We start from the raw sequence: 11,751 nt of genomic DNA on the forward strand, positions 1-11,751 counted from the left end.
GGGTGTGTATCGTGAACAGACTTATAATGAGAGAAAATAAACAGTCTGTGACGCGATGAACAAAAACAAAGGCGTTACGGAACTTATTGAAGAATAGACACTCAAACTCGGTGCTTGCTCAAAAGTGCGGGATTTGTAGAGTGGCGTTTCGATAGCGCGTGGAATTTAGGTTTGGGGAGACATTACCTCGGATGAGCGAGCAGTTAACGGACCAGGTCCTGGTTGAACGGGTCCAGAAGGGAGATCAGAAAGCCTTTAACCTACTGGTGGTGCGCTACCAGCATAAGGTGGCGAGTCTGGTTTCCCGCTATGTACCGTCAGGTGATGTGCCTGATGTAGTACAAGAGTCTTTTATTAAGGCCTATCGTGCGCTGGACTCGTTCCGGGGAGATAGTGCTTTTTATACCTGGCTGTACCGTATTGCGGTCAATACGGCAAAGAATTATCTGGTCGCTCAGGGCCGTCGTCCGCCTTCAAGTGATGTGGACGCAATCGACGCTGAAAACTTCGAAAGTGGCGGCGCGCTGAAAGAAATTTCGAACCCTGAGAACTTAATGTTGTCAGAAGAACTGAGACAAATTGTTTTTCGCACGATCGAGTCGCTCCCGGAAGATTTACGCATGGCAATTACGTTACGGGAGCTTGATGGTCTGAGCTATGAAGAGATAGCCGCTATCATGGATTGTCCGGTCGGCACGGTACGTTCTCGAATTTTCCGTGCGCGAGAAGCTATTGATAATAAAGTTCAACCGCTTATCAGGCGTTGACGATAGCGGGATACTGGAAAAGGTATTAGGCATGCAGAAAGAAAAACTTTCCGCTTTAATTGATGGTGAAACGCTGGATAGTGAGCTGCTCAACGAGCTGTCTCATTCTCCCGAAATGCAAGAGACCTGGGAGAGCTACCATCTCATCCGTGACACCCTTCGCGGTGACACCGGCGAGGTTCTCCATTTCGATATCTCAGCCCGCGTGATGGCGGCCATCGAGAATGAGCCTGTTCATCAGACCACTCCGCTGATTCCTGAAGCTCAACCCGCGCCTCACCAGTGGCAGAAAATGCCGTTCTGGCAGAAGGTGCGCCCGTGGGCCAGTCAACTTACCCAAATGGGTGTGGCCGCATGCGTATCGCTTGCAGTTATCGTTGGCGTCCAGCACTATAATACTCAGTCTGAAACTAATCAGCAGCCAGAAGCGCCAGTGTTCAACACACTGCCGATGATGGGCAAAGCCAGCCCGGTAAGTTTGGGTGTACCGGCTGATGCCTCCGCCAGCGGCGGTCAGCAACAGCAGGTTCAGGAGCAGCGCCGTCGCATTAATGCGATGTTGCAGGATTATGAGTTGCAGCGTCGTCTGCACTCTGAACAGCTTCAGTTTGAGCAGGCACAAACCCAGCAGGCTGCTGTGCAGGTGCCAGGAAACCAAACTTTAGGAACGCAATCGCAGTAATGAAGCAACTTTGGTTCGCCATGTCTTTGATGGCGGGTAGCCTGTTCTTCTCTGCCAACGCCTCGGCTGATGTTTCATCCGGGGCGTTGTTGCAGCAAATGAATCTGGCCAGCCAGTCACTCAACTACGAGTTGGCATTTATCAGCATCAATAAGCAGGGTGTCGAGTCGTTACGCTATCGCCATGCCCGTCTTGATAATCAGCCGCTCGCGCAACTTTTACAGATGGATGGCCCGCGTCGGGAAGTCGTCCAGCGTGGTAACGAAATTAGCTATTTCGAGCCAGGCCTGGAACCTTTCACGCTCAATGGCGACTATATTGTTGATTCCCTGCCATCGCTGATCTACACCGACTTCAAGCGTCTGGCCCCTTACTACGATTTTATTTCGGTAGGGCGGACGCGCATCGCCGACAGACTGTGTGAAGTGATCCGCGTTGTCGCCCGCGACGGGACGCGTTACAGCTACATTGTCTGGGTTGATGCTGAAACCAAGCTCCCTATGCGCGTAGACCTGCTTGACCGCGACGGTGAGACGCTGGAACAGTTCCGCGTGATCTCCTTTAGCGTCAACAATCAGGTGGGTAACAGCATGCAGAATCTGGCGAAAGCCAGCCTGCCGCCATTGCTTTCCGTTCCGTCCGGAGATTCCGTGAATTTCAACTGGGTCCCTTCCTGGATCCCGCAAGGCTTTACTGAAGTCTCAAGTAGCCGCCGTCAACTGCCTACCATTGAAACACCGGTTGAATCTCGCCTCTACTCAGATGGGTTGTTCAGCTTCTCGGTGAACATCAATCGCGCGACGGCAAACAGTTCAGAACAAATGCTGCGTACCGGACGTCGGACTGTCAGCACCACGGTACGTGACAACGCAGAGATCACCATTGTCGGTGAATTACCGCCGCAAACGGCGAAGCGAATTTCCGACAGCATTAAATTCAGGGCTGCGCAATGATTAAAGAGTGGGCTACGGTTGTATCATGGCAGGAGGGGATTGCGCTGGTAAGCTGTGATGTGAAAGCCTCATGTAATAGTTGTGCATCCAGAGCCGGTTGCGGCAGTCGTGTGCTGAATAAGCTTGGGCCGCAAACGTCGCACACCCTTACCGTGCCGAGCGAACAACCGCTGGTGGCTGGACAGAAAGTGGAGCTGGGCATTGCCGAAGGCAGCCTGCTGGGTTCCGCAATGCTGGTTTACCTCTCCCCGCTGGTGGGGCTCTTTGTGATGGGCGGCGTATTTCAGACACTGTTTGGTACCGATGTGGCCGCCATGTGCGGAGCCGCATTGGGTGGTGTGGGAGGTTTTTGGCTTGCCAAAGGCTTCTCCCCCAGGCTTGCAGCCCGCGAAGCGTGGCAGCCTGTTATTCTCAGCGTAGGGCTGGCACCAGACCAACTTCGTGTTGAGACGCTCTCCTCTGAGGCCCGGTGATCCATCGGGCTTTATCATTATTTACATCTTAAAAAAGAAAACGCCATTTCTTCACGCTATACCTGGCGCTAAGTGCATTTCCAGGTAACGGGGATGTAGTGTAGAATGCTGCGTTTTCGCACTGAAAAACGTCAGGCTAAGAACAGCGGCCTCCAGGAATTCGTAAGGCATAATTATTTAACTATATGAAGAACATACGTAACTTTTCGATCATTGCTCACATTGACCACGGTAAGTCGACGCTGTCTGACCGTATTATCCAGATTTGCGGTGGCCTGTCTGATCGTGAAATGGAAGCCCAGGTTCTGGACTCCATGGACCTGGAACGCGAACGTGGTATCACCATTAAAGCGCAGAGCGTCACGCTCGATTATAAGGCGGCTGATGGTGAAACCTATCAACTGAACTTTATCGACACCCCAGGCCACGTTGACTTCTCCTATGAAGTTTCACGCTCGCTGGCAGCCTGTGAAGGCGCACTGCTGGTGGTGGATGCGGGGCAGGGCGTAGAAGCCCAGACCCTGGCAAACTGCTACACCGCGATGGAAATGGATCTCGAGGTGGTGCCGGTTCTGAACAAAATCGACCTGCCTGCCGCTGACCCTGAGCGCGTGGCGGAAGAGATTGAAGATATCGTCGGGATTGACGCGACCGATGCCGTGCGTTGCTCGGCCAAAACCGGTGTGGGCGTTACCGATGTGCTGGAACGTCTGGTGCGTGATATTCCGCCACCAGAAGGTGATCCGGATGCCCCACTGCAGGCACTGATTATCGACTCATGGTTCGATAACTACCTGGGCGTGGTCTCGCTGGTGCGTATTAAAAACGGCACCATGCGTAAAGGCGACAAAATTAAAGTGATGAGTACCGGCCAGGTCTACAACGCAGACCGTCTCGGGATCTTCACACCAAAACAGGTTGACCGTACCGAGCTGAAATGCGGCGAGGTGGGCTGGCTGGTTTGTGCCATTAAAGACATTCTCGGTGCGCCAGTGGGCGATACCCTGACCGGTGCGCGTAACCCGGCAGATAAAGCGCTGCCTGGCTTCAAAAAGGTAAAACCACAGGTGTATGCGGGTCTGTTCCCGGTCAGCTCTGACGATTACGAGAACTTCCGCGATGCGCTCGGCAAGCTGAGCCTGAACGATGCCTCCCTGTTCTATGAGCCAGAAAGCTCAACAGCGCTCGGCTTCGGCTTCCGTTGCGGCTTCCTTGGTCTGCTGCACATGGAGATCATTCAGGAACGTCTGGAGCGTGAATACGATCTGGATCTGATCACCACCGCGCCGACCGTAGTCTACGAAGTGCAGACCACCAACAAAGAGATCGTCTACGTCGACAGCCCGTCCAAGCTGCCGCCGCTGAACAACATCGATGAGTTGCGTGAGCCTATCGCAGAGTGTCATATGCTGCTGCCGCAGGAATATCTGGGTAACGTCATTACGCTGTGCGTTGAGAAGCGTGGTGTTCAGACCAACATGGTTTACCACGGTAACCAGGTCGCGCTGACCTACGAAATCCCGATGGCGGAAGTGGTTCTCGACTTCTTCGACCGTCTGAAGTCTACCTCTCGTGGCTATGCGTCACTGGATTACAACTTCAAACGCTTCCAGGCTTCAAACATGGTGCGTGTGGACGTGCTGATCAACGGCGAACGTGTTGATGCGCTGGCGCTGATCACCCACAACGACAATGCGCCATACCGTGGCCGTGAACTGGTTGAGAAGATGAAAGATCTGATCCCACGTCAGCAGTTTGATATCGCGATTCAGGCGGCCATCGGTAACCACATTATCGCCCGCTCTACCGTGAAACAGCTGCGTAAAAACGTTCTGGCGAAATGCTATGGCGGTGACGTCAGCCGTAAGAAAAAGCTGCTGCAGAAGCAGAAAGAAGGTAAGAAGCGTATGAAGCAGGTCGGTAACGTCGAGCTGCCGCAGGAAGCATTCCTTGCCATCCTTCATGTTGGTAAAGACGGCAAATAACCCTAAGGAGTTGGCATGGCGAACATGTTTGCCCTGATCCTGGTCATCGCTACCCTGGTGACAGGTCTGTTGTGGTGTCTGGATAAGTTTATTTTCGCCCCAAAACGCCGTGAACGTCAGGCTGCCGCGCAGGCAGCCACAGGTGATGGGCTTGATGCGAAAACCCTGAAGAAAGTTGGCCCGAAACCGGGCTGGCTGGAGACCGGGGCATCGGTATTCCCGGTGCTGGCGATTGTGCTGGTGGTGCGTTCGTTTATTTACGAGCCGTTCCAGATCCCGTCAGGCTCCATGATGCCAACGCTGCTGATTGGTGATTTTATTCTGGTCGAGAAGTTTGCCTATGGCATCAAAGATCCGATCTACCAGAAAACGCTGATCGAAACGGGCCATCCGAAACGTGGCGACATTGTGGTGTTTAAATACCCGGACGATCCACGCCTTGACTACATCAAGCGCGCGGTGGGTCTGCCGGGTGATAAAGTCACCTACGATCCGGTTGCCAAAGAAGTGACCGTTCAGCCTGGCTGCAGCTCCGGTACCGCGTGTGAAAACGCGCTGCCAATCACCTACTCAAACGTTGAGCCGAGTGATTTTGTGCAGACCTTTGCCCGTCGTAACGGCGGTGAAGCGACCAACGGTTTCTTCCAGGTGCCGAAAGATGAAACCAAAGAGAACGGTATTCGTCTGGTCGAACGTAAAGAGACGCTGGGTGATGTGACGCACCGGATCCTGACCGTACCCATTGCCCAGGATCAGGTGGGGATGTATTACAAACAGCCGGGTCAGCAACTGGCCAGCTGGATCGTCCCGCCGGGACACTACTTCATGATGGGTGATAACCGCGATAATTCCGCGGACAGCCGTTACTGGGGCTTTGTGCCGGAAGCGAATCTGGTAGGTAAAGCAACCGCAATCTGGATGAGTTTTGAGAAGCAGGAAGGCGAATGGCCGACCGGGGTTCGCCTGAATCGTATTGGCGGGATCCATTAATTCTCAATAAATGAACACGTAGTCGCTTTAATTAGCGGCTACGTGAATTATTTCAGCGATAAATCTCTTCGAACTAACGACATCCCCTGTCGTTGTGTATAGAATATTCCCCCGAAGTTTAAGGTTGGCCCTGCAAGGGTGCCACGGCACACGAAACCGCGTTGGTTTTCTCAGGTCGGTTTCGTGTGCTGCATTTTTGACGCATTCATTTATTGGTATCGCATGAACCCCATCGTAATTAATCGGCTTCAACGGAAGCTGGGCTACACTTTTCATCATCAGGAGCTGTTGCAACAGGCATTAACCCATCGCAGTGCCAGCAGCAAACATAATGAGCGCCTCGAATTTTTAGGTGACTCTATTTTAAGTTTCGTGATTGCCAATGCGCTTTATCATCGTTTCCCGCGAGTGGATGAAGGTGATATGAGCCGCATGCGCGCCACGCTGGTACGGGGTAACACCCTTGCGGAAATCGCACGCGAATTTGAACTGGGCGAATGTCTGCGTCTTGGACCGGGTGAACTGAAAAGCGGCGGCTTCCGTCGTGAATCTATTCTTGCCGATACGGTTGAAGCATTAATCGGTGGCGTCTTCCTGGACAGCGATATCCAGACCGTAGAAAAGCTGATCCTGAACTGGTATCAGACCCGTCTGGACGAAATCAGTCCGGGCGATAAACAAAAAGATCCAAAAACGCGTTTGCAGGAATATTTGCAGGGTCGTCACCTCCCGCTGCCATCTTATCTGGTGGTGCAGGTGCGTGGTGAAGCGCACGATCAGGAATTTACCATCCATTGCCAGGTCAGTGGCCTGAGTGAACCGGTGGTGGGCACAGGTTCAAGCCGTCGCAAGGCTGAACAGGCTGCCGCCGAACAGGCGTTGAAAATGCTGGAGCTGGAATGAGCGAAGAAAAAACCTATTGCGGATTTATTGCCATCGTCGGACGTCCGAACGTGGGGAAATCCACCCTGCTGAATAATCTGCTTGGGCAGAAGATTTCGATCACCTCGCGTAAGGCGCAGACCACGCGTCACCGCATTGTCGGGATCCATACTGAAGGCGCGTATCAGGCGATCTACGTCGATACCCCAGGCCTGCACATGGAAGAGAAGCGTGCCATCAACCGCCTGATGAACAAAGCGGCGAGCAGCTCGATTGGTGATGTGGAACTGGTTATTTTCGTTGTTGAAGGCACCCGCTGGACGCCGGACGACGAAATGGTCCTGAACAAGCTGCGTGACGGTAAAACGCCGGTGATCCTCGCAGTCAACAAAGTGGACAACGTGCAGGAAAAAGCCGATCTGCTGCCGCATCTGCAGTGGCTGGGTAGCCAGATGAACTTCCTCGACATCGTTCCGCTGTCTGCAGAGACCGGCCTGAACGTGGATACCATCGCTGGCATCGTGCGTAAGCATCTGCCGGAAGCGATTCATCACTTCCCGGAAGAGTACATCACCGATCGTTCTCAGCGCTTTATGGCCTCTGAAATCATCCGCGAAAAGCTGATGCGTTTCCTTGGTGCAGAACTGCCGTATTCCGTGACGGTAGAGATTGAGCGTTTCCAGAGTAACGAGCGTGGCGGTTACGACATCAACGGCCTGATCCTTGTTGAGCGTGAAGGGCAGAAGAAGATGGTGATTGGCAACAAAGGTGCCAAGATCAAAACCATCGGTATCGAAGCCCGTAAAGACATGCAGGAGATGTTTGAAGCACCGGTTCACCTGGAGCTGTGGGTGAAAGTGAAATCTGGCTGGGCCGATGATGAGCGTGCTCTGCGCAGCCTCGGTTACGGCGAAGATCAGTAAACCAAGACGACGCGCAAATGGAAGGCTGGCAGCGCGCTTTTGTTCTGCATAGTCGTCCCTGGAGCGAAACCAGCCTGATGCTGGACGTCTTCACGGAAGAGTCGGGTCGCGTGCGCCTTGTTGCAAAAGGCGCACGTTCCAAACGTTCTAACCTCAAAGGCGCCTTACAGCCCTTTACGCCGCTGCTGGTCCGTTTTGGCGGGCGAGGGGAAGTCAAAACCCTGCGCAGCGCTGAAGCCGTCTCTCTGGCGCTTCCCCTTTCTGGCATCACGCTTTACAGCGGTCTGTACGTCAATGAACTCATCTCACGCGTTCTGGAACATGAGACTCGCTTCTCTGAACTTTTCTTCGACTATCTGCACTGTATCCAGGCTCTTGCGGGCGCCGCCGGTTCGCCCGAACCCGCCCTGCGCCGTTTCGAGCTGGCGCTGCTGGGTCATTTGGGATATGGCGTTGATTTCCTGCATTGCGCGGGCAGTGGGGAAGAGGTGGATGAGACGATGACCTACCGTTACCGTGAAGAAAAAGGCTTTATCGCCAGCGTCGTGATCGATAACAACACCTTCACCGGACGCCAGCTCCGGGCGCTGTATGAGCGAGAATTTCCGGATCAGGATACCCTTCGTGCTGCAAAACGCTTTACCCGGATTGCCCTCAAGCCGTATCTTGGCGGCAAGCCCTTAAAGAGCCGCGAATTATTCAGGCAGTTTATGCCGAAACGTTAACGTTTTACCCCTCACCCCAGCCCTCTCCCGGAGGGAGAGGGGGAAGGGAAATGAATCAAAATACCGAGGATTGTCATGGCTGAATTACTGTTAGGCGTCAACATCGATCACATCGCCACGCTGCGTAATGCACGCGGTACGGCTTATCCCGATCCGGTTCAGGCGGCGTTTATCGCTGAGCAGGCTGGCGCCGATGGCATTACCGTTCATCTGCGCGAAGACCGCCGCCACATCACCGACCGTGACGTGCGTATTCTGCGTCAGACGCTGGATACCCGGATGAACCTGGAGATGGCGGTCACCGAAGAGATGCTGACGATTGCCTGTGACACCAAACCGCATTTCTGCTGCCTGGTACCGGAAAAACGTCAGGAAGTGACCACCGAAGGCGGTCTGGACGTGGCGGGGCAGCGTGACAAAATGCGCGATGCCTGCAAACGTCTGGCGGACGCGGGTATCCTGGTTTCTCTGTTCATCGACGCTGATGCGGAGCAGATCAAAGCGGCGGCTGAAGTGGGCGCACCGTATATTGAAATTCACACCGGCTGCTACGCCGATGCCAAAAACGACGCCGAGCAGGCTAAAGAGCTGGAGCGTATCGCGAAAGCGGCCACTTACGCCGCGAGCTTGGGTCTGAAGGTAAACGCAGGGCATGGACTGACCTACCACAACGTTAAAGCCATCGCCGCCCTGCCGGAAATGCATGAGCTGAATATCGGCCACGCCATTATTGGCCGTGCGGTGATGAGTGGCCTGAAAGAGGCGGTTTCAGAAATGAAACGCCTGATGCAGGAAGCGCGTCAGTAATGGCTATTCTGGGCTTAGGTACCGACATCGTCGAGATAGCCCGCATTGAAGCGGTGATCGCCCGTAGTGGCGATCGCCTGGCAAGGCGCGTGCTGAGCGATAACGAATGGGCCATCTGGGAAGCGCATCAGCAGCCGGTGCGTTTCCTGGCCAAGCGCTTTGCCGTTAAAGAGGCAGCGGCCAAAGCCTTTGGCACCGGTATTCGTAACGGTCTGGCGTTTAACCAGTTTGAAGTGTTTAACGATGAGCTGGGTAAGCCGCGCCTGCGTTTATGGGGCGAGGCGTTGAAGCTGGCAGAGAAACTCGGCGTGGCGCACATGCACGTGACAATCGCGGATGAACGGCACTATGCCAGCGCAACGGTGATTATCGAAAGTTAAAGTTTGTCCGCGTGATGCATCAGGACAAACTTATCCCACAGCTGCTCTTCGCTTTCGACGTGTGCCGGATCCTTCAGGATGGTATTGGGGATCGGGCACACCTTCTGGCAGGTCGGCGTCTCATAGTGGCCGATGCACTCGGTGCAGCGGTCGCTGTTAATCTCATAAATGCTGTCGCCCATCGAAATCGCCTGGTTTGGGCATTCCGGTTCGCACATATCGCAATTGATGCATTTTTTGGTGATTAACAGCGCCATCAGGAAATTCTCAGAAACAACACAAACAGGGCGGGCATTATACGCTCATTCGTTGCTCAAACCAGTTTTTTTACCAGCTCTTCGCTGTGACGAATGCGCTCAGGCGCATGCTCCAGATCCTGTTGTACCAGCGCCATAAACAGCAGATCCGTCAGCATCATCTGCGCACTCGTTGATGAGATAGCGGCACTGCGCGTGGCCTGTTCCTCGGCGATCGTATATAAACAGCGCGTTGCCCGCTGCTGCAGTGCATTGGGGGTAAAACCGGTGATGGCCAGTATTTTCCCGCCTACACGCAGCGCCTCATCGGTGGCCATGTTGATTTCGCGACGTTCGCCAGTATAGGAGATCGCCAGCAGCAGATCGTCAGGATCCATAGCCTGCACTGTGGCCAGCAAGGCATGCATATCCTGCTCGACGATGGCGTTATACCCGATCTTTGTCAGCTTCCAGCCAAAATTGCGCGCCACCAGTCCGGACGCGCCGATGCCGGTCAAAATGATCCGACGTGCCGCACGCAGCATTGCCACGCTTTCCAGTAATTTTTCTTCGGTGTTCACATCGAGGGTGGCGTGCATGGCCGCGACATTCTCTTTGATCAACTTCTCGCCCACGAGACGCATGGGATCATCGCCACGGATCTGATTATGCACCGGCATGGATTGCGGATTGGGGTTACTCACCAGGGCTTCGCTAATCGCCAGCTTCAGTGCCGGGAAGCCCTTAAAGCCAATCTTCTGGGCAAATTTCACCACGCTGGACTGACTCACACCCGCTTCGCTTGCCAGCTGCTGCGAACTCAGATGGCGGGCGTGGTCGGGCTGAGAAAGCAAAAAATCCGCCAGCTTTTTGTCGCTTTGAGCAAAGCCGGCATAACGCTGGCGAATGCGAATTAAACAGTTCATACGTTCTCCTGGCGAAAATGTGATTGTCTGCGCAAATACGAATTTTGCTCGCCTGAATGAATTTTATATTCCATTATAGTGCGATTATTATGAATTAAAAATTCCAGAGGTAAAAAAGATGAATCTTGGCTCACTTGTATCAGAAACGCGTAACCCGCAAACCATGGATCTGGATGCACTCTCCACCCTGGAGCTGGTTAACCGTTTTAATCAACAGGATACGCTGGTCGCCCTGGCAGTGAAAGAGACATTACCAGAGGTGGCGAAGGCCGTCGATGCCGCGGCGCAGGCGCTCAAGGCGGGTGGCCGCATTATCTATATGGGCGCCGGAACCAGCGGACGTCTCGGCGTGCTGGATGCGTCTGAATGTCCACCCACGTTCGGCGTTCCGCACGGGCTGGTGGTCGGCCTCATTGCCGGTGGGCCTGGTGCGCTGCTGAAGGCGGTGGAAGGGGCGGAAGACAACAAACAGCTCGGCGAAGATGACCTGAAAGGGATTAACCTCAACGCAAAGGATCTGGTCGTCGGACTGGCCGCTTCCGGGCGCACACCTTACGTCATTGGCGGTCTGGAGTATGCCAACCAGACGGGTTGTACTACCGTGGCTATCTCCTGTAATCCTGGCTCACCCATTGCGCAGGTGGCCCACATCGCGATTTCTCCGGTCGTCGGGCCCGAAGCGCTTACCGGCTCCACGCGCCTCAAATCCGGGACTGCGCAAAAACTGGTACTCAATATGATCTCCACCGGCGCGATGGTGAAGTTCGGCAAGGTGTATCAGAACCTGATGGTGGATATGCAGGCCACCAACGTCAAGCTGGTGGACAGGGCCTGTCGCATGGTGATGGAAGCGACAGGCGCAGGCCGCGAAGAGGCGGAAGCCGTCCTCACGCAAACCGATCACGATGTGAAACCGGCCATTCTGATGATCCTGAGCGGGCTGGATGCCGCCGCCGCACGAGCTAAACTCGCTGCGCATGATGGGTTCTTACGGGCGGCATTAGAAAACTAAAAAGAGGCGT

Annotated in this window: 15 protein-coding genes; 13 read left to right on the forward strand and 2 right to left on the reverse strand. The window is 54.3% G+C overall.

All coding sequences use genetic code 11. From position 1 onward, the window contains the following. Window positions 1–114: 114 nt before the first annotated feature. The 12 genes from rseD (at window position 115) to acpS (ending at window position 9,567) form a co-directional block, all read left to right on the forward strand. Complete coding sequence (gene rseD / locus NQ842_RS06860) at window positions 115–195, forward strand: rpoE leader peptide RseD (RefSeq protein WP_225738807.1); 81 nt, start codon at window positions 115–117, stop codon at window positions 193–195. Further along, a complete protein-coding gene (gene rpoE / locus NQ842_RS06865; protein ID WP_006176728.1) occupies window positions 192–767 on the forward strand; it encodes an RNA polymerase sigma factor RpoE in 576 nt (191 codons plus the stop codon). Before rseD ends, rpoE begins: the two co-directional genes overlap by 4 nt. Before the next feature lie 31 nt (window positions 768–798). After that, on the forward strand, window positions 799–1,449 hold the full coding sequence (gene rseA / locus NQ842_RS06870) for an anti-sigma-E factor RseA (RefSeq protein WP_257256659.1): 651 nt from the start codon (window positions 799–801) through the stop codon (window positions 1,447–1,449). After that, a complete protein-coding gene (gene rseB, locus NQ842_RS06875) occupies window positions 1,449–2,402 on the forward strand; it encodes a sigma-E factor regulatory protein RseB (protein WP_046888189.1) in 954 nt (317 codons plus the stop codon). The genes rseA and rseB overlap by 1 nt, the downstream gene beginning before the upstream one ends. Further along, window positions 2,399–2,875 carry a SoxR-reducing system protein RseC gene (rseC, locus tag NQ842_RS06880; protein WP_014832924.1) on the forward strand — a complete coding sequence of 159 codons (477 nt, stop codon included), beginning with the start codon at window positions 2,399–2,401 and terminating at the stop codon, window positions 2,873–2,875. The genes rseB and rseC overlap by 4 nt, the downstream gene beginning before the upstream one ends. A gap of 185 nt (window positions 2,876–3,060) precedes the next feature. After that, window positions 3,061–4,860, forward strand: coding sequence for a translation elongation factor 4 (lepA, locus tag NQ842_RS06885; RefSeq protein ID WP_063427688.1), 1,800 nt, complete (start codon window positions 3,061–3,063; stop codon window positions 4,858–4,860). 15 nt (window positions 4,861–4,875) lie between these two features. Next, entirely contained in the window at window positions 4,876–5,850 is a 975-nt protein-coding gene (gene lepB, locus NQ842_RS06890; RefSeq protein ID WP_014832923.1) for a signal peptidase I, read from the forward strand. Window positions 5,851–6,072: 222 nt separating this feature from the next. After that, window positions 6,073–6,753 carry a ribonuclease III gene (gene rnc, locus NQ842_RS06895; RefSeq protein WP_003860711.1) on the forward strand — a complete coding sequence of 227 codons (681 nt, stop codon included), beginning with the start codon at window positions 6,073–6,075 and terminating at the stop codon, window positions 6,751–6,753. Beyond that, complete coding sequence (gene era / locus NQ842_RS06900; RefSeq protein ID WP_008502181.1) at window positions 6,750–7,655, forward strand: GTPase Era; 906 nt, start codon at window positions 6,750–6,752, stop codon at window positions 7,653–7,655. The genes rnc and era overlap by 4 nt, the downstream gene beginning before the upstream one ends. Before the next feature lie 17 nt (window positions 7,656–7,672). Then, on the forward strand, window positions 7,673–8,380 hold the full coding sequence (recO, locus tag NQ842_RS06905; RefSeq protein WP_014832922.1) for a DNA repair protein RecO: 708 nt from the start codon (window positions 7,673–7,675) through the stop codon (window positions 8,378–8,380). Between the two features lie 75 nt (window positions 8,381–8,455). Continuing rightward, on the forward strand, window positions 8,456–9,187 hold the full coding sequence (gene pdxJ, locus NQ842_RS06910) for a pyridoxine 5'-phosphate synthase (protein ID WP_257256660.1): 732 nt from the start codon (window positions 8,456–8,458) through the stop codon (window positions 9,185–9,187). After that, a complete protein-coding gene (gene acpS / locus NQ842_RS06915; protein WP_013098314.1) occupies window positions 9,187–9,567 on the forward strand; it encodes a holo-ACP synthase in 381 nt (126 codons plus the stop codon). Before pdxJ ends, acpS begins: the two co-directional genes overlap by 1 nt. Here acpS and NQ842_RS06920 read toward each other — a convergent pair. Both NQ842_RS06920 and NQ842_RS06925 read right to left on the reverse strand, forming a co-directional pair. Beyond that, the gene (locus tag NQ842_RS06920; RefSeq protein WP_008502177.1) at window positions 9,564–9,824 is read right to left on the reverse strand and encodes a YfhL family 4Fe-4S dicluster ferredoxin; all 261 of its coding nucleotides are present in this window, start codon (window positions 9,822–9,824) and stop codon (window positions 9,564–9,566) included. The genes acpS and NQ842_RS06920 overlap by 4 nt on opposite strands. A 56-nt stretch (window positions 9,825–9,880) precedes the next feature. Next, window positions 9,881–10,729 (reverse strand): MurR/RpiR family transcriptional regulator, encoded by an 849-nt coding sequence (locus NQ842_RS06925; protein WP_013098313.1) that lies wholly within the window; start codon window positions 10,727–10,729, stop codon window positions 9,881–9,883. 118 nt (window positions 10,730–10,847) lie between these two features. Here NQ842_RS06925 and murQ point away from each other — a divergent pair, with 118 nt between their 5' ends. Continuing rightward, window positions 10,848–11,741, forward strand: a complete 894-nt coding sequence (gene murQ / locus NQ842_RS06930; protein WP_014832920.1) for an N-acetylmuramic acid 6-phosphate etherase — start codon at window positions 10,848–10,850, stop codon at window positions 11,739–11,741. The last annotated feature ends 10 nt before the right edge of the window (window positions 11,742–11,751 follow it).

Origin of the sequence: Enterobacter cloacae complex sp. R_G8 (assembly GCF_024599795.1) — a bacterium.
GTDB classification, from domain to species: Bacteria; Pseudomonadota; Gammaproteobacteria; order Enterobacterales; family Enterobacteriaceae; genus Enterobacter; species Enterobacter dissolvens.